The 23,534-nt window shown below is 37.5% G+C and carries 23 protein-coding genes; 10 read left to right on the top strand and 13 right to left on the bottom strand.

Annotated elements, in window-relative coordinates; all coding sequences use genetic code 11:
• Nucleotides 1-199: 199 nt before the first annotated feature.
• The 9 genes from DKL56_RS07855 (at nucleotide 200) to gndA (ending at nucleotide 9,324) form a co-directional block, all read left to right on the top strand.
• Entirely contained in the window at nucleotides 200-481 is a 282-nt protein-coding gene (locus tag DKL56_RS07855) for a hypothetical protein (RefSeq protein ID WP_074426158.1), read from the top strand.
• 168 nt (nucleotides 482-649) lie between these two features.
• A complete protein-coding gene (locus tag DKL56_RS07990) occupies nucleotides 650-784 on the top strand; it encodes a DUF3923 family protein (protein WP_109716011.1) in 135 nt (44 codons plus the stop codon).
• A 134-nt stretch (nucleotides 785-918) separates the two neighbouring features.
• Nucleotides 919-1,059: a 50S ribosomal protein L34 gene (rpmH, locus tag DKL56_RS07845; protein ID WP_003549412.1), complete on the top strand. Its 141-nt coding sequence runs from the start codon at nucleotides 919-921 to the stop codon at nucleotides 1,057-1,059.
• 52 nt (nucleotides 1,060-1,111) lie between these two features.
• Nucleotides 1,112-1,480 (top strand): ribonuclease P protein component, encoded by a 369-nt coding sequence (gene rnpA, locus DKL56_RS07840; RefSeq protein WP_046308076.1) that lies wholly within the window; start codon nucleotides 1,112-1,114, stop codon nucleotides 1,478-1,480.
• Nucleotide 1,481: 1 nt separating this feature from the next.
• A complete protein-coding gene (locus DKL56_RS07835) occupies nucleotides 1,482-2,348 on the top strand; it encodes a membrane protein insertase YidC (protein WP_046308074.1) in 867 nt (288 codons plus the stop codon).
• 106 nt (nucleotides 2,349-2,454) lie between these two features.
• On the top strand, nucleotides 2,455-3,840 hold the full coding sequence (gene mnmE / locus DKL56_RS07830; protein WP_109716010.1) for a tRNA uridine-5-carboxymethylaminomethyl(34) synthesis GTPase MnmE: 1,386 nt from the start codon (nucleotides 2,455-2,457) through the stop codon (nucleotides 3,838-3,840).
• Nucleotides 3,841-3,848: 8 nt separating this feature from the next.
• Nucleotides 3,849-5,744, top strand: coding sequence for a tRNA uridine-5-carboxymethylaminomethyl(34) synthesis enzyme MnmG (gene mnmG / locus DKL56_RS07825; protein WP_109716009.1), 1,896 nt, complete (start codon nucleotides 3,849-3,851; stop codon nucleotides 5,742-5,744).
• Between the two features lie 276 nt (nucleotides 5,745-6,020).
• Complete coding sequence (gene spxB, locus DKL56_RS07820; RefSeq protein ID WP_109716008.1) at nucleotides 6,021-7,832, top strand: pyruvate oxidase; 1,812 nt, start codon at nucleotides 6,021-6,023, stop codon at nucleotides 7,830-7,832.
• A gap of 106 nt (nucleotides 7,833-7,938) precedes the next feature.
• Entirely contained in the window at nucleotides 7,939-9,324 is a 1,386-nt protein-coding gene (gene gndA, locus DKL56_RS07815) for an NADP-dependent phosphogluconate dehydrogenase (protein WP_109716007.1), read from the top strand.
• A 158-nt stretch (nucleotides 9,325-9,482) separates the two neighbouring features.
• Here the strand turns inward: gndA and DKL56_RS07810 are convergent, their stop codons facing one another.
• The 3 genes from DKL56_RS07810 to DKL56_RS07800 form a co-directional block, all read right to left on the bottom strand.
• Nucleotides 9,483-10,793 (bottom strand): NCS2 family permease, encoded by a 1,311-nt coding sequence (locus DKL56_RS07810; RefSeq protein ID WP_109716006.1) that lies wholly within the window; start codon nucleotides 10,791-10,793, stop codon nucleotides 9,483-9,485.
• 122 nt (nucleotides 10,794-10,915) lie between these two features.
• Nucleotides 10,916-12,370 (bottom strand): DASS family sodium-coupled anion symporter, encoded by a 1,455-nt coding sequence (locus tag DKL56_RS07805; protein WP_046308060.1) that lies wholly within the window; start codon nucleotides 12,368-12,370, stop codon nucleotides 10,916-10,918.
• Nucleotides 12,371-12,438: 68 nt separating this feature from the next.
• Complete coding sequence (locus DKL56_RS07800) at nucleotides 12,439-13,746, bottom strand: NCS2 family permease (protein ID WP_046308058.1); 1,308 nt, start codon at nucleotides 13,744-13,746, stop codon at nucleotides 12,439-12,441.
• A gap of 227 nt (nucleotides 13,747-13,973) precedes the next feature.
• On the opposite strand from DKL56_RS07800, the gene DKL56_RS07795 reads away from it, so the two are divergent.
• On the top strand, nucleotides 13,974-14,768 hold the full coding sequence (locus DKL56_RS07795) for a Cof-type HAD-IIB family hydrolase (RefSeq protein WP_109716005.1): 795 nt from the start codon (nucleotides 13,974-13,976) through the stop codon (nucleotides 14,766-14,768).
• Here the strand turns inward: DKL56_RS07795 and DKL56_RS07790 are convergent, their stop codons facing one another.
• The 10 genes from DKL56_RS07790 to DKL56_RS07745 form a co-directional block, all read right to left on the bottom strand.
• Nucleotides 14,769-15,596, bottom strand: a complete 828-nt coding sequence (locus tag DKL56_RS07790; RefSeq protein WP_109716055.1) for an amino acid ABC transporter substrate-binding protein — start codon at nucleotides 15,594-15,596, stop codon at nucleotides 14,769-14,771.
• Between the two features lie 18 nt (nucleotides 15,597-15,614).
• A complete protein-coding gene (locus DKL56_RS07785) occupies nucleotides 15,615-16,268 on the bottom strand; it encodes an amino acid ABC transporter ATP-binding protein (RefSeq protein WP_109716004.1) in 654 nt (217 codons plus the stop codon).
• 15 nt (nucleotides 16,269-16,283) lie between these two features.
• Nucleotides 16,284-16,925, bottom strand: coding sequence for an amino acid ABC transporter permease (locus tag DKL56_RS07780; RefSeq protein WP_074426167.1), 642 nt, complete (start codon nucleotides 16,923-16,925; stop codon nucleotides 16,284-16,286).
• Between the two features lie 213 nt (nucleotides 16,926-17,138).
• A complete protein-coding gene (locus tag DKL56_RS07775; RefSeq protein WP_046308050.1) occupies nucleotides 17,139-17,825 on the bottom strand; it encodes a deoxynucleoside kinase in 687 nt (228 codons plus the stop codon).
• Nucleotides 17,826-17,836: 11 nt separating this feature from the next.
• Nucleotides 17,837-18,487: a deoxynucleoside kinase gene (locus tag DKL56_RS07770; RefSeq protein WP_046308048.1), complete on the bottom strand. Its 651-nt coding sequence runs from the start codon at nucleotides 18,485-18,487 to the stop codon at nucleotides 17,837-17,839.
• Between the two features lie 271 nt (nucleotides 18,488-18,758).
• A complete protein-coding gene (locus DKL56_RS07765) occupies nucleotides 18,759-19,259 on the bottom strand; it encodes an Asp23/Gls24 family envelope stress response protein (RefSeq protein WP_074426168.1) in 501 nt (166 codons plus the stop codon).
• 20 nt (nucleotides 19,260-19,279) lie between these two features.
• Complete coding sequence (locus DKL56_RS07760) at nucleotides 19,280-19,468, bottom strand: DUF2273 domain-containing protein (protein ID WP_109716003.1); 189 nt, start codon at nucleotides 19,466-19,468, stop codon at nucleotides 19,280-19,282.
• Between the two features lie 11 nt (nucleotides 19,469-19,479).
• Nucleotides 19,480-20,034 carry an alkaline shock response membrane anchor protein AmaP gene (amaP, locus tag DKL56_RS07755; RefSeq protein ID WP_162542528.1) on the bottom strand — a complete coding sequence of 185 codons (555 nt, stop codon included), beginning with the start codon at nucleotides 20,032-20,034 and terminating at the stop codon, nucleotides 19,480-19,482.
• 162 nt (nucleotides 20,035-20,196) lie between these two features.
• On the bottom strand, nucleotides 20,197-20,922 hold the full coding sequence (locus DKL56_RS07750) for a glucosamine-6-phosphate deaminase (protein WP_074426171.1): 726 nt from the start codon (nucleotides 20,920-20,922) through the stop codon (nucleotides 20,197-20,199).
• Nucleotides 20,923-21,107: 185 nt separating this feature from the next.
• On the bottom strand, nucleotides 21,108-23,453 hold the full coding sequence (locus DKL56_RS07745; RefSeq protein ID WP_109716001.1) for an ABC transporter ATP-binding protein/permease: 2,346 nt from the start codon (nucleotides 23,451-23,453) through the stop codon (nucleotides 21,108-21,110).
• Between the last annotated feature and the right edge of the window lie 81 nt (nucleotides 23,454-23,534).

The raw sequence follows: 23,534 nt of genomic DNA, 5'->3' as shown, positions 1-23,534 counted from the left end.
AGAGTGAAACTGACTTAGGATGCACGAGATATAATTTTGGAATTTGGCTGATTAATCATTAATTAGGTTTCTTTGACTTAAATGCAATTATTGAGCAAATGGTTTTAAGTGCGGAGCATTAAATATTTCTAGTCATTTTACCGTTGGCTTGGTATGCTGTTTCTTAAGTGAGTCAACCTATATAAAAGGAGGATTTTTTATGAACGATAAAGATTATTTAAAAATGGCATTACAAGATGATGGTAACTTGAAGATTATTCTAAAAGGATATGTAGAAACAGCTGATACTGAAAAAGTAGGAGTGGTCGGCGTGGTTTATGTTACTGATGATTCTAAAAAAGCTGAGCAAAAGTATTATGAACTTAATGCTACTAATGATGATGAAGCCTATTACATGGTATATAGTTGCCCATTGGATACTTTTCTACCGTCTCTTGGCCACTACCCATCACTTGAAATTTCAAAAGAAGATTTAGTGTAAATTTTCCTAAGGTAGGTTAGGTTGCGAACAACTAATAAAGGGTAGAAGCAAATAATTTAAGTTCTTAGATGTTTTTTACTTTAATCCTGGTATTTAAATTTTGTAACTAGCACATATTGGAGTCTAGTTTATAGAAGAGATACCAGATAAAGTTTAGGAAATGATTTAATCACGAAGCATCCATATCGTAATACCAATATTGTTTTTTCTATTCTTTTTATCTTGTTTACGGCAATAATTTGGTTTCGAAAGATTGATGGATCAGGACTTGCTCAAACAACAAGCTTGCGTTGGGCAGCTTAAACTAAGTAACAAATTATCCCTAAATTGGTAATTTACGACATCTTTTTTAGTTTTTCCTTGGTTTTTTACTTTAATCATGGTATTCTAGATACTAAATTGTGCAGTTAGCATATTAAAAATGGAGGTGTAGTTTAATGACAACTAAAAGAACTTACCAACCTAAAAAGCGTCACCGTTCACGCGTTCATGGCTTTATGAAGCGTATGAGCACATCAAACGGCCGTAAGGTTTTGGCTAGACGCCGTGCAAAGGGTAGAAAAGTCTTATCTGCTTAAACCACTGAAATCCCAGTGGTTTTTTTAATATCAAAGAGTGGAATGAAGCGTTTTGAGAAAGTCTTATCGAGTTAAAACAGAAAATGATTTTCAACGAGTTTTTAAATCTGGTAATTCAGTAGCAAATCGGGCCTTTGTTATCTATAAAATAGAGAAGCCAGAAAATGCTCACTTTCGGGTAGGTATTTCTGTCGGTAAAAAGGTCGGTCATACGGCTGTAGTCAGAAATCGACTCAAGCGTTATATTCGTGCAGTGCTTACTGAAAACAAAGCAAGAATTGAACCGCAAATCGATTTTTTAGTGATTGCGCGCCCGTATGTCCGTGATTTTAGTATGACTGAAATTCGGAAGAACCTGCTTCATGCACTCATTTTGGCTAATATCATAGAAGAGATACCAGATAAAGTTGAGGAAGATTAGAGTGAAAGACATTTTAACTAAAAAGAATGTCAAGCGAATACTTATTGTGCTTACAGTAATGATGGTCGCTGTCGTCTTAACAGGCTGTGCGACAAGTAACAAGCCTGCACCTATTTCGCATACTAGCGGCAACTGGTGGAATCGTTGGGTTATTTACTACATGTCAACGTTTTTACTATGGCTTGCTAAGATTATTGGCAATAATTATGGTTGGGCAATTATTATCTTTACCATTATTGTACGTATAATTGTGTACCCACTAAGTGCTATTTCAATTAAGAGTACAACTAAGATGCAAGGTATTCAGCCAGAAATTGATGCATTGCGCAAAAAATATCCTGGTAACGATACTGAATCGAGAACTTTGCTTTCACAAGAAACCAACAAGCTTTATAAAGAAGCAGGAATTAATCCTTATGCTGGTTGCTTGCCACTACTAATTCAAATGCCGGTTATGCTTGCATTGTATGGTGCGATTGCGCAAACACCACAATTGATGACTGGTCACTTTATGTGGATGGACTTAGGTAAACCAGATCAGTATTTTATTATGCCGATTTTATCGATGGTTCTAACTTTCTTGTCGACATATATCAGTCAATTATCAACTCCGAAGGAGTCACAAAACTTCTCGTCGAAGATTATGACTTATGGTATGGCAATTATGGTTGGTGTGATGGGAATCTATTTCCAATCAGCAATTGTTTTATACTGGGTAGTTTCTAACCTCTTCCAAGTAGTACAAACGTTTATTTTACAAAACCCAATTAAATATCGTCGTGAGCAGGAAGCAAAAGCTGAAGCTGAACGCGAGCGTAAGCGTAAACTGCGTAAGACATATAAACGGTTAAAGCGTAATAAAAAGTAAATATTCAATCTAAAGTGATTTAGATAAAGTAGTCAAAGTGCTTTATACATCATGGTTTATTCATGGTGTTATAATGCGCTTTTTTTATTGAAAAGGGGAAAATATCATGGCGCAAACTTTAACAGAATTTGATACGATTGCAGCGATTTCAACTCCAATTGGTGAAGGTGGAATTTCGATTGTTAGAATGTCTGGTGAAGATGCAGTTAAAATTGCCAATCAAGTATTTAAGGGCGGCAATTTGACCAAGGCTGCAAGTCATACCATTCATTATGGACACATCATTAATCCCGCAAATAAAGAAGTTATTGATGAAGTAATGGTTTCAGTTATGCTCGCACCTAAAACTTTTACACGTGAAAACATAGTTGAGATCAACTGTCATGGAGGTATTGTCGTTACCAATCGGATTTTGCAGTTACTATTAAAAACTGGTGCCCGAATGGCTGACCCTGGTGAATTTACCAAGCGTGCATTTGTTAATGGGCGAATTGATTTAACCCAAGCTGAAAGCGTGATGGATGTTGTCAGAGCTAAGACAGACCGAGCACGCCAAGTTGCGGAAAAACAGCTTGAAGGTGGATTGTTAGAAAAAATCCAAGGGATGCGCCAAGAAATTTTAAACGTCTTAGCAAACGTTGAGGTTAACATTGATTATCCTGAATATGATGCCGATACCGTAACGGCTAAGCAAATGATTGCAACGTCAAAGACTGTCATATCAGAAATAGATGCCCTGCTTAAAACTGCTGCAGAAGGAACGGCGTTACGTAATGGCTTAGCGACTGCAATTATTGGTCAGCCTAATGTCGGTAAGTCTTCTTTGCTCAATTATCTAACTAAGAGCGATACAGCCATTGTAACGGATGTGGCGGGAACGACTCGTGATACTCTAGAAGAATATGTTTCAGTGGAAGGAGTGCCACTGAAATTGATCGATACAGCTGGTATTCGTGATACCGATAATAAAGTTGAAAAAATTGGTGTCGAACGTTCAAGAAAAGCACTAGCTAAGGCAGATTTGGTATTACTATTATTCGATTCAAGTAAGCCTCTAACTGCTGAAGATCATGCTTTGATTGATGCAACTAATGATAAGAAGCGAATTGTCCTTTTGAATAAAACCGATTTAGGCCAAAAGGTAACGGTAGATGAAATCAAGCAATTGACTGGCAGTAAAGTAATTGCGATTTCAGTTCTACAGCAAAAAAATCTTGATCAATTGAAGCAAGCAATTAAAGAACTCTTTTTCAATGGGATTGAAAATTCAAATGATCAAGTATTGGTTACCAATCAGCGTCAGTCAGGCTTATTGGAAAAGGCCAAAGCGCAACTCAATGAAGTAATTAAGGCACTAGAAATTGATGTTCCAATTGATATTGCACAAATAGATTTTAATGGTGCCTGGGATACTTTAGGTGAAATTACTGGAGAAAGCAGCCCTGATGAGCTGGTAAACCAGTTGTTTAGTCAATTTTGTTTAGGAAAATAGGTGTAAAAATGATTAAAAGCTATGACTCGAATGCTTACGACGTAATTGTTGTTGGTGCAGGTCATGCCGGCTGTGAGGCTGCATTGGCAAGTGCTAGAATGGGGCAAAAGACATTACTATTAACGATCAGCTTAGATATGGTGGCTTTTATGCCATGTAATCCATCTGTTGGTGGTCCTGCAAAAGGAACCGTTGTGCGTGAAATTGACGCACTTGGTGGCCAAATGGGTAAGAATATTGATGCTACTTATATTCAGATGCGAATGCTAAATACGGGTAAGGGACCTGCAGTTCAGGCTTTACGTGCACAAGCTGATAAGTGGCAATATCATGAACAAATGAAGCGTGTAATTGAAAAAACACCTAATTTAACTTTGCGTCAGGCAACAGTTGACGAGTTATTGGTTGAAGACGGTGTCTGCCAAGGAGTAGTAACCAATACCGGTGCTAGATATCATGCTAAAAGTGTGGTTCTAACGACCGGAACATCAGCGCGTGGACGAATTTATATTGGTGAATTAAATTATTCTTCTGGCCCTAACAACACCATTCCAGCAATTAAATTGTCTGAAAATCTGGAGAAGTTAGGTTTCAAGTTACGCCGTTTTAAGACTGGTACTCCTCCTAGAGTAAACAGCAAAACAATTGATTATTCTAAAACTGAAGAAGAGCCCGGAGATCAGGTTCCGCGTCATTTTTCATATGAAAGTAAGGATGAAGATTACCTCAAAGATCAGGTATCCTGCTGGATGACCTATACCAACCGCTACACGCACAAAATTATTAATGATAATCTGACCCGCTCACCAATGTTTACAGGTGAAATCAAGGGTGTGGGACCACGTTACTGTCCTTCGATTGAAACCAAAGTGGTTCGCTTTGCGGATAAGCCACGGCACCAAATCTTTTTGGAGCCAGAGGGAAAAAACACCGAAGAAGTCTATGTTGGTGACTTTTCAACTTCAATGCCAGAAGAAGTTCAGCTTGAGATGTTACACACTGTAGCTGGACTTGAAGATGCTGAAATGATGCGCCCAGGCTATGCAATTGAATATGATGTAATTGACCCATGGCAACTGAAGCACACACTAGAAACTAAAAATATCAAGAATCTCTTTACAGCTGGACAAATGAACGGTACCTCTGGTTATGAAGAAGCAGCTGGTCAGGGACTTATTGCTGGAATCAATGCTGCTTTACGAGCATCTGGCCAGTCTGGCTTTACCTTAGGCAGGGATGAAGCATATATTGGTGTTTTAATCGATGATTTAGTTACAAAAGGGACCGAGGAGCCATACAGGCTATTAACTTCTCGAGCTGAATATCGCTTAATTTTGCGTCATGATAACGCCGATTTGCGCCTAACCGATTACGGTTACCAATTAGGACTAATTTCTGAAGAACGATACTCCAAGTTTTTAGCTAAAAAAGAGCAGATTATTCAAGCGGAGCACGCAGTTAAATCAATAACCGTTCATCCAAATGAAGAAGTGCAAGATTATCTTGCAAGTATTGGCGAGGAGAAGCTAAAGGCTGGGGTCAAAGCTGATGTCTTTTTGCGTAGACCAAAAGTCAAGATTGACGACATTGAAAAATTAACCCAAGAGCACATTTCCAATGAGCGCTATGTCAAGGAACAAATTGAAATTAATGTTAAATACGAGGGCTACATTAAAAAGGAACAGCAACAAATTAATCGATTACATCGTCAAGAAGCTAAGAAGATTCCTGTTGATATTGACTACCAGGCAATCGAAGGTTTAGCAACGGAAGCACGAGAAAAGTTTGAGAAAATTAGACCAGAGACTCTCGCACAAGCTGAGCGAATTTCAGGTGTCAATCCAGCTGATCTTGCCATTTTAAGCGTTTACGTGCAAAATGGTCGCTATTCAAAAATTAAATAGTAATTTTTGTAAAAAATTCAAGAAACAAAAATATTTTTTCGAAAGAGAATAAATCAAAAAAATTCACAAAAAATAGTGGAATGATCAGAGAATCACAAATTTAATTATTGCTGTTATCTTAAAATGACAATTTTCAGTGACATCTTTGTGAAGTTAATATTTTTGCACAGCGCTTACATCTCACTTACCACGTTGGTTTTACTCACTTGAAATTGTGAAATTATATGTTTTAATACAGTATGTAAGTAAATGTATTTAAGGAGATGCACTTTAAAAATGGCAAAAATTAATGGCGCAAATGCTATGCTCCAAGTTTTATTGGACTGGCATATTGATCATATCTATGGTTTCCCAGGCGGTTCATTCGACTCAACTATGAATGCTATCCACGACTTTAAGGGAAAATTAAAGTATATTGAAGTACGGCACGAAGAAGCTGGTGCTTTAGCTGCTGCAGCTGAATATAAATTCACTGGTCAAGCTGGTGTATGTTTTGGTTCAGCCGGCCCTGGTGCCGTTCACTTAATGAACGGTTTATACGATGCTAAGTACGACAAGGTTCCAATGGTAGCTATCATTGCTAACGTCCCTACTAGTCGTCAAGACATGGACTTCTTCCAAGCTTTCGATGAAAAGCCTTGGTTCGATCCCGTTGCTGTTTGGAACCACCAAATTAAGCGCGCAGATCAAATTCCATCAATGATGGATGAAGCTCTTCGTCAAGCTTATGCTAAGAAGGGTCCAGCTGTTTTAATCCTTCCTAAAGACTTTGGTTGGGAAAAGATTAACGATAACTTCCGTGTAACTTACAATTCATTGCAAGCTATCCCTAATTACGCAGCTCCTAAGAAAGAAGAAATCGACGCAGCTGTTAAGATTCTTGAAGAAGCTAAAAACCCAGTTGTATACTATGGTTTAGGTATGAAGGGTCACGGCGACGTTTTAGAGAAGTTCGCTGAAAAATTCAAGACTCCATTGATGTCTTCAGTTATGGCTAAGGGTATTGTTGAAGACAAATTCCCAGCATACATGGGTTCAATTGGTCGTGTTGCTCCTAAGCCAAGTGACGATATTCAAACACACGCAGATGCTGTTATTTGGGTAGGTAACGACTCACCATTCTCAGTATTCTTCTTTGATCCAAAGGCTAAGGTTGTTCAAATTGATGTTGACTCAGAAAAATTAGGTAAGCGTCACGCAGTAGATGTTCCAATTTTGGCTGACGGTGCTAAGACTTTGCAAGCTATGATTGATGCTGGTGAAGCTCGTGAAGAATCACCACTTTACAAGGCTGCAATGGCTGACCGTAAAAACTGGGAAGACTGGGAGCACAGCTTTGATGACTCAGACGAAATGCCAGTTCGCCGTGAACCAATCTTTGACATCATCAACAAATATGCTGATGCTGATGCACAATTTGCTATTGATGTTGGTAACATCAACATTGACTTCCAACGTTTGGTAAACTTGCACGATGAACAAACTTGGGCAACTTCAGGTTTGTACGCAACTATGGGCTTTGGCTCTCCAGCTGCAATCGCTGCTGCAACTGCACACCCAGAACGCGAAGTTTGGAACTTGAGTGGTGACGGTGGCTTTGCAATGATGAGTCAAGAATTATTGACTGAAGCTCGTTACAACATGCACATCTTAAACGTTGTCTTCACTAATGACACTTTAGGTTTCATCGAAGCAGAACAAGTTGATGAATCACACCAACCATTATCAGGTGTTATTATGCCTAATAACGAATGGGCACTAGTTGCTGAAGGTATGAACGTTAAGGGTGTAACTGTACGTACTAAGAAGGAATTCGAAGACGCAGTTAAGGAATTCAAGCAAATGGATGGACCAATGTTAATCGACATCAAGTTCACTCATGACATGCCTTACTCAACTGAATTGAATACACTTGATGATCCTGAATTCGTTAAGAAGTATCAAGCAGAAGCATTGAAGCCATTCAGCTACTTTGCTGACAAGTATGGTTTGGTTGAAGACGCTGCTTCAGGCGCTTCCGAAGCTGAAGAGGAAGAACCTGAACCAGAAGAAGAACCTGATACAACTTCAGGTGCTTCAGCACACTAATATTTAATATTAGAACTCAAAAAAGCGAGACTCTTGAAAGTTTCGCTTTTTTACTTTCTTACAAGTATAATAATAGAGTATGAACTTGAACGATGGAGGAATATATATGCAACAGTTCGGGATTATTGGTTTATCCGTCATGGGTAAAAACCTAGCTTTAAATGTTAGAAATAGTGGCTTCTCCGTTTCAGGCTTTAGTATCGATAAAAAAGAAGTTGATGCTTTTGCAGAATATCAGGATGATAAGCTAAAACCAACTTATTCTTGGGAAGAATTTGTTAATTCGCTTGAAAAGCCACGTAAAATTTTGATTCAAATTATGGCTGGTAAGCCAGTAGATGAAACCTTGCAAAAGTTGTTACCATTGCTTGATAAAGGCGATATTTTACTTGATGGTGGTAATTCAAACTTCCACGATACTAATCGGCGTTTCCATGAAATGGAAGAACACGGCATTCACTTTATTGGGATGGGTGTTTCCGGCGGTGAAGAAGGTGCTCTAAATGGCCCTGCTTTAATGCCTGGTGGCGACGAGAAAGCATACAAGGAAGTTGCACCAATCTTAGAAGCAATCGCTGCTAAGAACGATGATGGTCATCCTTGTGTTAGCTTTATTGGACCTGAGGGTAGTGGACACTATGTCAAAATGGTTCATAACGGTATCGAATATGGAATTATGCAAGAATTTTCTGAAGTTTATGATATCTTGCGTAAGGTTGCTGGAAAAACTAACGATGAAATGTCAGAAATTTTTGCCGATTGGAATCAGGGACTGGTTCAAGCATATTTGAGTGAAATTACCTCAGAAGTTTTGAAGCAAGAAGACGATTTAACACCAGATCATGTCATTGATCATATCTTGAACGTAGCTTCCTACAAGGGTACAGGTAACTGGATGCTCGAAGACGGTGTACATTTGGGTGTGCCAATTAGTGTGATTGCAGAAGCTGTTATCAGCAGATTTATGTCTAAGGCAACAACGCGTGAAGGTAAGGAAATTAAGTGGGAAGGCGAGGTTCCTGAAGACTTAATTGATAATCTTGGTAAAGCTTTGCAGTTGAGCCAAGCCGTTGCCTATGCTCAAGGTTTCCAACAATTAAAGATGGCAGCCGATGCATATAACTGGGAGTTGCGTTATCCAGCTATTGCTCAATCTTGGGAAGCTGGCTGTATCATTCGTTCATCTATGCTAAAGGATATTGAAAAAGCTTTTGCCGAAGGTAAACAACTTGATAATATGTTCCAAGATCCTTACTTTAAAGATTTAATGGAAAAGAACTTACCTGCATTGCGTAAGGTACTTGAATTAGCAACTAAGGCTGGCATTCCTACTCCAACTTTAAGCGCATCCCTTAATTATTTAGAATCCATTTTTAACCCAAGTCTTCCAGCTAACCTGATTCAAGGACAGCGAGATTACTTTGGTGCTCACACTTACTTCAGAAATGACCGTGACGGTGTATATCACACTGAATGGTATGAAGAAAAATAAGCTGTGTTACACGTGTAACAAAAAGACCAGTTAAGTTTCGACTTTGACTGGTTTTTTGCTAGGAAAAATATATAATAATCATCTTTTATAAATTCTAGAATACCGTAAAGAAAAAAGCCACTTCATTATGAAGTGGCTTTTTGGCTAGTCTAATTGAGCTACATGTTTGTAATCAAGAAAAAGATGACAAATACTACTAACAGCACGTACATCATCGGTGAGACCTTTTTAGCTTGCTTAGAGGCAATCATGGTGATTGGGTATGCAATCATTCCAAGTGCTAAACCGTCTGAAATGCTGTAGGTAAGTGGCATGCCAATAACTGTTAAAAATGCAGGAAAAGCAATTTCAAACTTATCCCAGTTAATTTTCTTAAGGTTACCAGCCATTAAAACACCTACGATTATTAAGGCGGGTGCAGTAACAGTAGTTGGAATAACTGCTAATAAAGGACTAAAAATCATTGAGATTAAGAAGAAAATACCAACAAAAACTGCGGTTAATCCTGTTCGTCCACCCATTGCAATACCGGCACTGGATTCAACTGATGTACCAAGAGGGGCAGTTCCCAAAACAGCCCCTTCAACCATTGCTAGGGAGTCAGAAACGAAGGCTTTACCAATACGTGGAATTTTGCCATCTTGATCGACCATTCCAGCTTGTTCAGTCATACCGATCAAGGTACCTGCAGTATCAAAGAAAGTAACTAGTAAAAATGTTAGGACGACCATGAACAGCTGAGGTGTATTAATATCTTTTAGATGAAAAACAGCTTGGCCAAAGGTTGGGGCAATGCTTGGAGCAGTTGAAATGATTGCTTTTGGCACTTCGACTTGACCAATAAGAATACCAAAGATAGCCGTCACAACCATCCCGATAAAAATTGAACCTGGAACATTCATTGCCATTAAAATGACAGTTAAGGTTAGCCCGAAAAGTGTAATCCAAACAGCTGGTGAGTTAAACTTACCCAAAGTTACTAAGCTAGAATCGCTGTTAACGATGAGTTTGCCGTTTTGCAAGCCAATAAAAGCAATGAATAAACCGATTCCGGCGGAAATAGCATACTTTAAGTCTTGTGGAATTGCATCGACTACTTTCTCACGTAGTTTTAAAACTGTGATTAAGATGAACAAGACAGATGCAACTAAAACAGCAGCTAATGCAGTTTGCCAGTTGATTTTCATTTCACCACAAACATTGTAAGCGAAGAATGCAGCACTACCTAGTGTTGGCGCAAGGGCTATGGGGTAGTTAGCCACAAAGCCCATAATGAAACAACCAATTGCGATTGAAACTGCAGTAACTGTGAAAGCAGCACCTTTATCAATCCCAGCTGCATGTAAAATATTAGGGTTAACAAAAAGGATGTAGGAGAGACTAACAAAAGTGGTTAAAGCAGCAACTAACTCACGTTTGATAGTGGTATGAGCATCGTTTAAATGAAAGACGTTATCTAGTGTCGTCATTTTTTCCTCCAAAAACTATCTTATAAAAGAACCAATAAAACTAGTTTAGCATAAGCAAATGGCCTTGGAATAATATTTCCTGGGAAATAAAAAAGCAAGCCCTTTCAAGCTCGCTTTTGAGATTACCACATGCCGATAACTTTCATCCATCCCAGTCCGATTACTCCATAAACTAAGATGTAGAAAATACCGAAAATAAAACTCATCTTCCACCATTCACTTTGTTTAACATAACCAGTTGAAGAAAGCACTGAAGATGCGGTACTAGAATAGTGAGTAGTTGAACCCATGATTGCAGAAAACAATGCTAAGAATTGAGCAGCCATAACCTTCGGTGCTCCAGCAGCAATTGCTACAGTTAAAAGTGGTAAGAACATTGCAGAGTTATGTGCAGTTGCACTGGCAAACAAGTAGTGAGTGTAGAACAATACAAGGGCCAAGATAATCAAAGTGATTAACCAGTTGCCGCCTTTCATGCTACTTGAAATAGTAGTTGAAAGCCAGCCGATGAAACCAAATTGAGTTAATTTTTCAGCCATAAAAACTAGAATAGAAAGCCAGATTAGAATGTTCCAGGCACCAGTTTCACCTAAAATATCTTTAGGAGTAAGAACACCTGTAAGGAGAAGCAACACAACAGAGATGAATGCAATCAAAGTTGCATCTATTCCAAGTGTGCTTGAAAGCATCCAGAGTGCTAAGGTAATTACAAAAATAATTGCCATCATTTTTTCAGGCAGTGTTGCTTTACCTAGTTCCTCAAGTTGCTTATTTGCCCATTCCTTAGCATTAGGAGTTTCCTTTACTTCTGGTGGGTAGATCTTGTAAACAAAATATGGAATTACAAGAAGACAGATTGCGGCAGGAACAAGTGCAGCCATAAACCACTGCATCCATGTAAGTGTAACGCCTGCTTTACCAGCAAGTGCTACAGCAATTAAGTTAGGTGCACAAGCTGTCATAAAGAGAGACGAAGTAATAATGTTAACCTGAAATTCCGTGAAGATTAGATAGGCTCCCATTTTCTTTCTCGAGGGATCATTTGGCTTAGAGTCGTAAGTTTCAGCCAATGATTCAATTAAAGGATAAACCACACCACCGGCTCTGGCACCATTGGAAGGTGTTGCGGGTGAAACAATTAAATCAATTGCACCGATTGCATAGCCAAGACCCAATGATTTTTGCCCAAACCATTTAATAAAATATAGCGAAATTCTGCGTCCTAAACCAGTTTTTACGATTCCACGTGAGATCATAAATGCCATTACAATTAACCATGCTGAACTGTTAGCAAAAGCGTTAATAGCACCTTTTTCAATTAATTTACCATTAACTACTTTATCGGCCAATGGTACGAGGCCAAGGCAGATTGTTAATGTAAAACCGATTAGTGTAACGCCACTAATTGCAATTGGTAATGTAATACAACCAACAATGGTGGCGATAAAGATTGCAAGCATGTGCCAGGCCTGGACGGTAACCCCAGCAGGTCTGATAGGTGCAGTAAACCAGAAAACTAATCCAAGTAAAACTGGAAAAATAAATTTTTTATAGTCTATTTTTTCTAGTGTTTTCATGACTCCTCTTTTCAAAAAGTTAAAAAATAAGATGATTGTTTAACACATTCATCTTATCATAATTTATTTTAGAAGTTCAGCACCCATAGGAAAATGATGAATACTACAAAGAGGACCCACATCATAGGAGTAACTTCTTTCCCACGTTTTGCTGCAAGCATACAGATTGGGTAAGTAATAAGGCCAAGAGCCAAGCCATCTGAAATTGAGTAGGTAAGTGGCATACCGGTTAAAATTAAGAATGCTGGCACAGCAATTTCCATTTTATCCCAATGAATGTGAGCTGTGTTTTGTGCCATTAGCACCCCAACGATTATTAAAGCAGGTGCCGTAACATGTGTAGTGAACAGACCAAGTAATGGACTGAAAATCATTGAAATTAAGAAGAAAATAGCAACGAAAACGGCAGTTAAACCTGTACGTCCACCAACAGCAATACCTGCACTTGATTCAACAAACGCGCCAACTGGAGATGTACCCAAGACTGAGCCGACCATCATGGCAGTTGAGTCGGAAGCTAAGGCTTTACCTACGCGAGGCATTTTATTATCTTTCATAAAGCCAGCTTGTTGAGCTAAGCCAATTAAAGTTCCCGCTGTATCAAAGAAAGTAACAAGTAAAAAGGTTAGAACAACAACCCACATTTGCAGAGTATTGATATCTTTAACATGGAAAATTGCTTGACCAAAGGTTGGTGCGATACTAGGTGCAACTGAAATGATTTTGGTTGGTAGAGCAATTTGACCAGTAACAACACCAAAAAGTGCGGCCAAAATCATACCAATGAAAATCGCACCTGGGACATTCAAGATCATTAGAACAACGGTTACTAAAAGTCCAAAAATTGTAATCCAAACAGCTGGATCATGAAGTGAGCCAAGGCCAACCAATGTAGATTTATTAGCAACAATAAGGCCACCGTCTTGCATTCCTAAGAATGCAATGAAAAGACCGATACCAGATGAAATGGCAAATTTCAAATCAGCAGGGATTGCGTTAATGATCTTTTCACGCAACTTGAACATAGTAATTAAAATAAAAATGATTGAGGCAACGAAAACGGCAGCTAGTGCTGTTTCCCATGAAACATGCATACCTACACAAACTGTATAGGCAAAGAAAGCATTGATACCGAGTGCTGGTGCTTCACCAATGGGATAGTTAGCAACAATACCCATTAAAGCTGTACCTAATGCACTTGCCAGTGCTGTTGCAGTAAAGACAGCACCTTTGTCCATTCCACTGGCACCCAAAACGCTTGGATTAACGAATAGGATGTAAGACATACTAATAAAAGTAGTCAGTCCAGCGAGAAACTCTACTTTAACACTGGTTTTATATTTATCGAGCTGAAAGTAGCTCTTTATAAAATTCATTTAATCTCTCCCACTATAATAATGTTCGTGTTTTATTTACATCTAACGACTATTTTAGTGTAGCATGCTGTTATATAAATGCAAATACGAATTATATATTGAAAAGCCTTACATTTGAGTGGGATTTATGAATGAACAAGTTTTCTGACAGATTGACCTCAAGGGGAAATAGTTTTTAAAATAAACTATCTTAGTAAGCTAATGAGTACAAGAAGGTCGGAGAAAAAATGGCTAAATTGTTGTTTTCAGATATTGATGGAACATTAATAAATACGGATTTAGAAGTAACACCTAAAACAAGAGATGCGATTAGACGGCAAATCATTAATGGCAATGTTTTTATCCCAGTTTCTGCAAGAATGCCGCAAGCAGTGATGACTGTGGCTGGCCAGATAACTAAGAACTGTCCAATGATTGCATACAATGGCGCTTTAGTCTTAGATGAAATGGGAAGGCCAATATCTTCGCGCTTCATGAAAGCAAGCGAGGCAGCTGAGATTTGTTCATATATCGAAAAGAAAAATAATCAGACTACTTGGAATGTTTATAGTGGCTATGACTGGTTTTATTTCCCAGGAAATAATGTTGAATTGGTAAAAAAAGAGGAGCAGATTGTTCAAGTTAAAGCGACACCAAGCTCAATTGCTGAAGTTGAAAAACTTAAAGGTGTTCACAAGGTCCTTATTATGGGCAATCCAGAACAACTTGATCAAGAGCAAAAAGATCTGACTGTCGAATATCCAGACGTGGTCTTAGTTAAATCGGCTCCCAATTTATTAGAAATAGTTGTTAATGGTGTATCTAAAGGCGAGGGAATTAAAGAACTGGCAGAAGAATTTAATGTGAAGCTGACTGTTTGTTGGGCATTTGGTGACAACTACAATGATGTTTCAATGCTAGAAACAGTTGGGCATCCATTTTTGATGGGTAACGCTCCAGCAGAATTGAAAGAGCAATTTGTAAATGTGACTTCTGATAACAACCATGATGGCATTGCTCAAGTTCTTGAGGAGCTTAGCTAATTACTTTTTAAGAAGTGGAGACTGTGCTTTATCCGCAAACCACTTATGATTAATTCGGTCTAATGTCCCATTTTTAGCAAGAATATCTAATCCGTGGTTGATCTTTCGCTGTAAAGTTATATCACTTTTGCGCATGCCAACGCCAAATTGTTCCTTTGGAAAAGAACTATCAATTTCAGTGAATCGTTCAGGATGCTTTTGACGCGAAATATAGTAATTAGCATACGAACTATCAATTAACAAGCCATCAATTCGACCTGCGTTTAGATCGATAAAGGCGTTAGTAAAGGAATCGTAGAGAATTGGATAGTGGTCTTTAATTCGGTTAGCAAGTACCTTTGGATAATCCATGATGTCATTGTAACCTGATGAACCAGATTGGGCGCCTAGTGCTTTATTTTGCATGTCTTTAATGCTGTTAATGTGATTTTTCTTCAGTGCAACTATGACCTGTGTTGTATCCAAATAGGTTTTACTAAAGTTAACTTTTGCCTCTCTAGCGGGAGTTTTACTGAAACCATTCCAAATTACATCAATTGTCCCATTTCTTAATTCAGTTGTATTCATTGACCAATCAATTGTTTGGAAGCTGACCTTGATACCATATAATTTAAAAACTGCATTAGCTAAGTCAACATCATAACCGATTAGTTTTCCGTTTTTTTGTTGAAAGTCCATTGGAACAAATGTGTCGTCAACACCAACAACTACATAGCCTCGATCCTTAATATGAGTCCAATTGTCAACTTTGTTAGCTTGTCTGTTAACGGAAATACCGCTACAAGCAGACAGAGTAAGAGTAAAAAAGATGGTGGCAAATAATGCCATTAGACGTTTGCATTTCACTTAATCCACCTTCTTAAAATCTAACGCTTTAACCGTGAAAATTTGATCAGCTACTTGATGAGCAAAATCCATATCGTGTGTAACAATAATTTGTGTCATCTTATTGTTGTTTTTCAGTTGTAAAATAATTTCGCCGACTTTGGTACGTAATGCAGGATCCAGTGCTGAGGTCGGCTCATCATAGCATAGAATTTGTGGCTTCATTGCTAATGCTCGCGCAATCGCAACTCTCTGCTTTTGACCACCAGACAGCTGATATGGATACAGTTCTTCTTTGCCAGTTAAGTCTAGATCGTGAAGCAATTGCTTAGCTGTCTGTAGAGCCTGGCTATTATCTTCTTTTAAAACCAATCTTGGTGCGAGTGTGATATTGTTAATGATGGTCAAATTGGGAAACAATTCGTAACTTTGAAAAACAACACCAGTAATTTGATTATCTTTACTTGGCTGAGTTGGGTCAAATTCTTGATTGCTCCAGAGAAACTGACCAGAATCGACTTTTTCTAAGCCACTAAGGCAACGTAGAAGAGTTGTTTTGCCGGCACCCGAAGGTCCGACTATTGCTAATATCTCTTGATCGGGAATTGTTAAGTTTAGCTTATTTAAAATTGTTCGAGAGCCAAATTTTTTAGTAATATTCTTTAATTCAAGCATGAATCATTCCCCTTATTATTTCCACTTAGAGTAACTGTGTTCGATTTTCTTTAAAATAAATGATGCAATACCGGTCATTAGTAGATAGATAATACCAACTAGAACTAAGGGCACAAGGGTAACGTCTCGTGCAGTTGCAACATTTCCTGCACGTAGGAGTTCACCCAAGCCAATAACATAAACAAGGGAAGTGTCCTTGACTAAATTGATTACTTCATTGCCAATTGACGGTATAACAATTTTGCTTACTTGGGGAATAATAATATGTCGCAAAGTTTGCCATTTTGTGAGCTGCAGAACGTGCGCACTTTCATATTGGCCGCCTGGCACAGACTGAAAACCACCACGGAAAATTTCTGCAAAGTAAGCAGTATAGTTTAAGATAAAAGCGAATAAGGCAGCATTGTATCGTTGAAAAATGATGCCAATGATTGGCAGTCCATAAAAAATAAAGATTAGTTGTAGTAACAATGGCGTACCACGCATAATCCAGATATAAAATTTTAAAATAGCACGTATAATTTTAAAATGTGAGATTAAACCCAAACTAACAATGATTCCAAGTGGGATAGAAATGATCAAGGTCCATAAGAATAGAATCAGGGTCATTTTAGCTCCAGAAAGTAGAGAAGGCATGATTGAGATTATATAATTCATCTTATTCTCCTTTAAAGCGTAAATTGAAATAATGAGCAAAAAATTACATTTATGACAGAATAGCACATATTTTTTTAATAATAAAATGGTAATAGTGTAAAAAGTTATTTTAGACTGCTCAGCAAGAAATTTAACAAAACAAAAAGCCGTTTTTTAGACTAAATATCTAAAAACGGCTTTTCACTACAATATGCAAGTTAATTGGTTTACTGATTATGCATCAAGTTCGACCTTGGTTGGCTTATCCCATGATTCAGGTAATTTACCAATCTCTTTTAATTTATCGACAATTTGATTTAAAACAATCTCACGATCATGTTCATTGGTCATAAAGTCAAGCTCATCACCATTAATTTCCATTTTAGGTGAATAATCATACTTTTCATACCAAGGCTTATAATAACGTAATAGTCGTTTGTAATAATCTTCAAGCGTTGAATCATAACTAAGCTGTTCGTACGGGCGACCACGCTTTTGAATACGTTTAAGCATCGTCTCGTATGAAACATTGATATGGACGAGCAAATCAGGGTTCTTTTTTGGCATATTTTTGAGCTCATTCATCATATTGTTTAAAAGCTCATAGTAAGTGTCAACTTCTTCTTTAGTTGCACGTCCAATATCGGCATTCATTTGGAAGAAGAGTGCATCTTCATAAATAGAACGATCAAGCACGTTATTATCGTCGGTTAATGCGTCCTTAATGCTGCGAAAACGTGTATTAAGGAAAAACACCTGAAGCAGAAATGCATATTTTTTAGGATCAGCGTAAAAAAGTGGTAAGACTGGATTATCGTCAACACTTTCGTAAAATGGCTTAGTTCCTAAATATTTGGCTAAAATACTGGTTAAACTGGATTTACCGGCTCCAATAGGGCCACTTAAAACAATAACTGTCATCACGTTCCTTCTTATTCTAGACTGCCAATTTCACGCAGCTTGCTATCTATCTGGCTTAAAACTTCCTTTTTAGCGTCTTCATCACCGATAAAGTCATACTTATCACCGTCAATTACAATCTTAGGTGAGGCATCATACTTTTCGTACCAAGGCTCATAATAGCGAATTAAGCGTGCATAGTAATCTTTCAGACTGGGATCAGTCGAGATTTGCTCATAAGACCGACCACGCTTCTCGATACGTTTTAGCATGGTATCTAATGATACACGGATATAGATCAAGAGATCCGGCTTTTTACTAGGATTTCCTGGGGTGTCTTCCATCATGTTTTCAAGTAAACTGTCGTAAATCTTAAATTCGGTAGGATCAGCGACATTGCTTTCCGCATTCATTTGGAAAAAGAGAGCATCTTCGTAAATAGAACGGTCAGAAACACTGTTTTTCTCTTTAACTGCTTGATTGATTTGCGCTAACCGGTGGTTAAGCAGATAGATGTTAAGCAAAAAAGTGTACCGTTTCATATCCTGGTAATATAAAGGAAGAACCGGATTACTATCAACGCCTTCATAAAAGGCTTGAGTTCCTAAATGTTCAGCTAAAATACTGGTTAAACTGGATTTACCGGCTCCAATAGGCCCGCTTAAAACAATAACTTGAATCACACTCTTTCTTAAATACAATATATAGATTAATATCTAGTTTAATACGAGATATAGTGGTAAACAAGAAGAAATTTAATTTGCATTGGGGCAAAAATGTCAAGTGATTTTGCATAATGCAGACCAAAAAATCTGCTTATAGTTTAATAAAGATATGTAAATATATATTTTTAGAAAAAAGATTTTGGAACTGTTACACGTGAAACTAAAAAACAAAAAAGTGAAGTGCACTGTTTGAAGCACTTCACTTTTTGAATAGATTGGTTAAGATGCGCTACTTAACGCGATCTTCTTTCTTTTCTTCTTTTTTATCTTCAGCCTTATCTTTTTGTTCGTCAATCTTTTCTTTGGCGTCTTGAGTGGCACCGGTTAGACGATCTTGCAGGCTGACAGAGTCCTTTTCATGCTCTTCCTTAGTCTTGATATCAACTACAGTAACGTTAACTTCAACAGTATCCAAGCCTGTCATTTCTTTAACCTTGTCATAAATCTTTTGTCTAATTTCATCATAAAGTTTAGGAATGTTAGTGCCATATTCTGCAACGATTTCAATATCGACAGCGACTTGTTTTTTACCCACTTCGACGTTAACACCATTAGTTACGTCATCACTGTTAACAATCTTATCAGCTAAGTTAGAGAAGAAGCCGCCATTAACAGTTAATAGTCCTTTAACGTCTGCCAAAGCAATGCCGACAATCTTTTGGATTACTTTAGAGTCATATGTTAAGTCGCCTTTAACTTCTTGTTTTGAGTTGTTGTTATTTTGTACCATAATAATTCAATTCCTTTCATTTAGTGTTGTTGTTTACTTACCAAGCTTTTTAACAGGGGCCAATAATGCCCAGCTAGAAAGCCTAATGCTAGTAACACAATGACAAAAATAGTTTTAAAAAAGCCTAATCCCAAAAAACAAAATGCTAGTAACAAGCCGATTACTGCACCGCATATTTCTGGGAGGTGTTCCTGCAAAATTTTATTCATTTTTGCCTCCTTTATTGAACGCGTGTCTCGGGCTTATCAGAGTTTTGATAGTTAACAAATTTAATTTTGATTTTTGGTTTCTGCTCGATTCCCAAAAGTTGACTAAGATTACCTTTAAGCTCTTCAAGGTATTGCTCAAGAACAGCGTTAACGTTGTCGCCATGTCCTAAATTGCCACTAATCCTAATTTTGATCTTATGATTAGTAAGCTTAGAATCAACTTTTGCTTTATTAATAAAAGGTAATTCAGATAAAGAATTCATGACGTAACCGTTAATCGCCTTACTATTAACTCTGACTTGTCCATCGCGCTTATGAATTAAGGTGAAGTAGCGCTGAACTGGCCAGAATAGAATGATTAATAAACTAATGATTAAAGCCAAAAGAACAATGGCACTAGCACCGATTAGATACCATTCGAAAATAGGATTTAATGTACCCAATTTGGGGATGCTAAGCCTTAAATACTTTTGCCAAAAACCGCTAGTTTCCCATAAGAGATAAATTGGCAGAGGCAGTAGTAAAAGCAGAAAAACTACCAGTAACCATTTTTTACTTCGTTTCAATTTATCACATCCTCTCATACTCTAACTTAATCATAATACGGATTATTTTGTTAGCGTTAGTGATATGCACCTGTTTATATACAGCGCTAACACGAAATATTAGTGGCACAAAAAAACGATGCAAGTTTGCATCGTTTTTAATCTGTTAGTTAAGTTGTCTAATTAGTTCTTTGATTCTTCACTGAGCTTGCTTGCAGCAGCATCGTCAATAATTAATGTGACATTAGAGTGATTTTGCAAAACGGAAGCAGGAACGTCTTCAGTTACAGGACCTTCGACCATTTTCTTAATGGCATCAGCTTTATTTTCACCAAAAGCCATAATAACGATTTCCTTTGCACTCATGATGTTAGCAATTCCCATACAAATTGCTGATTTTGGCACATCATCAATATTGCTGAAAAAGCGTGAATTAGCTTGAATAGTGCTCTCAGTTAACTTGACTTCGTGAGTGACAGAATCAAAAGAAGTGCCTGGTTCATTAAAAGCAATATGACCATTTTGACCAAGACCTAATAATTGAATATCAATTGGGTTTTCTTCAATAATCTTGTTGTAGTCATCAGAAGCACCTTGAGGGTCGTTAATAGCTTTAATACCGTCTGGAATATATGATTTCTTGAATGGCTTCTTGTCAAAAAGATTTTTTTGCATAAAGTAGTGGTAACTTTGATCATTATCAGGAGTTAAACCAGTATATTCATCAAGGTTGATACTAATAAGATTGCTATTATCAAGATCACTTTGAGTCCATTCGTTGTATAGAGCTACAGGGGTAGAGCCAGTTGCTAAGCCGATTACCTTAGCACCATTGTCAATGCTCTTTTTAAATAGCTTAAAGCCTTCAGTACTACCGTTTTCTTTGTTGTTTGTAATGATAATTTTCATAGTTGAGCCTCCAATTAAGTTAAATTCATTATAAATTGGTATATGCCAATTTGTCAATTAGCTTTATTAAATTTTTTAACTGCTGACGCGTTTTTAACTAAGGCCAATTTTGATAACAAAAAAGTCTCAAATAATGTTTGTTTCACATGTAACATTATTTGAGACTAATTAAATGAAATTAGCGACTATTCACTTCTTAGTGCAATTGCGGCATCTTTCTTAGCTGCCATTCTTGCAGGAAGATGTCCACCTAGCATCGTTAAGATAGTAGAAATAACAATTAAAATCAAGGCGTGCACAGGATTTAATTGAGCAACATTTGCTAAGTCAGTCATTGAATATAAAATGCTGTTGATAGGGAAGATGAGTAGTTGAGCAATTACTACACCTAAGACACCCGAGAATATGCCAAGGATAAATGTTTCTGCATCAAAGACGCGTGTGATGTCTTTCTTACGAGCACCTAAGGCCTTTAAAATACCAATTTCTTTTGTTCGCTCCAAAACTGAAGTGTAAGTTAAGATACCAATCATAATCATTGAAGTGACAAGTGAAATGGCTGCAAAGGCAATTAACACAGCCGTAATACCACTTAACAAACCACCTGTCATAGAGGTAACGGCACTAGACATGTCAGTGTAGATGATTTTATCTTGTTTCTTTTTACCCTTATTCCATTGATCAAGGTAATCTAAGACTTTGTCTTTCGAATCAAAATCATTTGGATAAATCATGATACCGGCAGGAAGAGAAGAACCGCCAATCGATTGCATCATCAGCTTTTTAGCACTGGCATTCATGTTTTGCCCAGTCATTACATTACGGTCAGATTTCTTTTGTGCCTTTACAATAGCTGAATTTTGATTCTGCTTGATAACCTTAACAGCTAAACGATCACTATATGCAATTCCGCTTGATAATAGAGCCATCGAATCCTTATTCTTTGGTCTTATTACACTAACAATGCGTAACTTGATTTTGCTATTGTTGTACATTGCCTGGTTAGGTTTTTGTGGCACAAACATACCAGTAGGCAGTTCTTGATAATAGTCATTATTGTCGACTACTTTGAATTCTTTACCAATTAACTTATTAAAATTAAGTTTCTCATCTGCCTTAACTTTAATGCCCAGGTTTTTCAGAATGTTAATGTTAAGGGAGTTCTTGTTATCAACGACCATAACTAAATCAGTTGGTTTGGATGGCCAAGCGCCAGATAGTAATTGGTAGTTATCCTTTAAGAAGTTACCTTTTTTCTTATCTAATGAGGTTGGAAAGACGGTTGACCCCATAAAGGACATGCTTGCTGCTTGAGACTGCATTTGCTCGTACGCTTGAGAAGCAGCTGTACCAGCAGGTAGCGGTGAAAACTGAACGGGCTTAACCTTACCATTTTCCTTACCAATTAAATTGAGGTTAACACCAACTTGATAAGAAATATTGTTAGCATATTCAGGATTAATCTTCTTTACGTAATCGACGTATTTTTGCGTAATTTTATTTTTATGTGCCGATTGCTGTAACTTGTCCTTTTTAGCAGTTAAATAGCCACGATTTTTAACGTTCTTTTCTGAATCATCACGGTCACTGATACTATTAACGTCCGTGGCCGTTTGCGAGATTGTAACAGGATATTTGGCAAGTGCCTTACTCATTGTGGTATCAATTTGCTTCTGAAAACCATTGGATAGCGATAAAACGATGGCAATAGAAATGATACCGATGCTTGAAGCAAAAGCTGTTAAAGTTGTACGACCTTTTTTGGTCATAATGTTGGTAAAACTTAACTTGATAGCATTCCAATAAGACATTTTAGTACGCTTCAAGTTGAAAGTGTCTTTTTCATCTTCTGGTGTGAATGGATTTGAATCATCTAAAATTTTACCGTCTTGGAAGTTAACAATCCTAGTTGCGTACTCCTTTGCTAGCTCCGGGTTGTGTGTGACCATGACTATTAATCGATCTTTTGACAAGTTCTGAATTAGCTTCATGATTTGTTTAGAAGTCTCGGTATCGAGAGCACCAGTTGGCTCGTCACAAAGTAAAATATCAGGATCATTTGCTAAGGCACGAGCAATTGCTACACGCTGCATTTGTCCACCAGATAGTTGGTTAGGATTCTTCGAAATGTGATCTTTTAAGCCGACTTGTGTTAAAGCATCAACTGCACGTTGGTGTCTTTCTGAAGCAGGAACACCAGATAAGTTCATTCCTAATTCAACGTTGGCAATGATTGATAGATGTGAGATTAGATTGTAATTTTGAAAAACAAAACCAACCGAGTTATTACGATATGCGTCCCAATCAGTTTCTTTGAAATTCTTAGTGGATTTACCATTAATAATCAAATCGCCGCTATCGTAACGATCTAGTCCACCAATAACGTTTAACATTGTCGTTTTACCAGAACCGCTGGGACCTAGAATTGCGACAAATTCTTGATTGCGAAACGAAATTGAGACATCGTCCAACGCTTTAGTCGTAGTATCACCAACGTGGTAAGACTTACGCAGGTTTTTTAATTGAAGCATGAGTTATTTCTCTTTTCCTTTTTATTAATTCATAAAAATAATTTGGCACTTATAAATAAGTAACACTAAAATTCTTATTAT

It is taken from the genome of Lactobacillus apis (assembly GCF_003150935.1).
Lineage (GTDB): Bacteria > Bacillota > Bacilli > Lactobacillales > Lactobacillaceae > Lactobacillus > Lactobacillus apis.
This window is presented reverse-complemented; position numbering and strand designations above follow the sequence as displayed.

Coding starts and splice junctions, on each gene's coding strand:
- DKL56_RS07765 (WP_074426168.1), bottom strand. CDS start 19,259: ATGGTACAAAATAACAACAACTCAAAACAAGAAGTTAAAGGCGACTTA.
- rpmH (WP_003549412.1), top strand. CDS start 919: ATGACAACTAAAAGAACTTACCAACCTAAAAAGCGTCACCGTTCACGC.
- mnmE (WP_109716010.1), top strand. CDS start 2,455: ATGGCGCAAACTTTAACAGAATTTGATACGATTGCAGCGATTTCAACT.
- DKL56_RS07775 (WP_046308050.1), bottom strand. CDS start 17,825: ATGACAGTTATTGTTTTAAGTGGCCCTATTGGAGCCGGTAAATCCAGT.
- DKL56_RS07800 (WP_046308058.1), bottom strand. CDS start 13,746: ATGAATTTTATAAAGAGCTACTTTCAGCTCGATAAATATAAAACCAGT.
- DKL56_RS07855 (WP_074426158.1), top strand. CDS start 200: ATGAACGATAAAGATTATTTAAAAATGGCATTACAAGATGATGGTAAC.
- spxB (WP_109716008.1), top strand. CDS start 6,021: ATGGCAAAAATTAATGGCGCAAATGCTATGCTCCAAGTTTTATTGGAC.
- DKL56_RS07780 (WP_074426167.1), bottom strand. CDS start 16,925: ATGAATTATATAATCTCAATCATGCCTTCTCTACTTTCTGGAGCTAAA.
- DKL56_RS07805 (WP_046308060.1), bottom strand. CDS start 12,370: ATGAAAACACTAGAAAAAATAGACTATAAAAAATTTATTTTTCCAGTT.
- DKL56_RS07785 (WP_109716004.1), bottom strand. CDS start 16,268: ATGCTTGAATTAAAGAATATTACTAAAAAATTTGGCTCTCGAACAATT.
- DKL56_RS07750 (WP_074426171.1), bottom strand. CDS start 20,922: ATGAAAATTATCATTACAAACAACAAAGAAAACGGTAGTACTGAAGGC.
- mnmG (WP_109716009.1), top strand. CDS start 3,849: ATGATTAAAAGCTATGACTCGAATGCTTACGACGTAATTGTTGTTGGT.
- DKL56_RS07790 (WP_109716055.1), bottom strand. CDS start 15,596: ATGGCATTATTTGCCACCATCTTTTTTACTCTTACTCTGTCTGCTTGT.
- DKL56_RS07760 (WP_109716003.1), bottom strand. CDS start 19,468: ATGAATAAAATTTTGCAGGAACACCTCCCAGAAATATGCGGTGCAGTA.
- DKL56_RS07810 (WP_109716006.1), bottom strand. CDS start 10,793: ATGACGACACTAGATAACGTCTTTCATTTAAACGATGCTCATACCACT.
- DKL56_RS07795 (WP_109716005.1), top strand. CDS start 13,974: ATGGCTAAATTGTTGTTTTCAGATATTGATGGAACATTAATAAATACG.
- gndA (WP_109716007.1), top strand. CDS start 7,939: ATGCAACAGTTCGGGATTATTGGTTTATCCGTCATGGGTAAAAACCTA.
- DKL56_RS07745 (WP_109716001.1), bottom strand. CDS start 23,453: ATGCTTCAATTAAAAAACCTGCGTAAGTCTTACCACGTTGGTGATACT.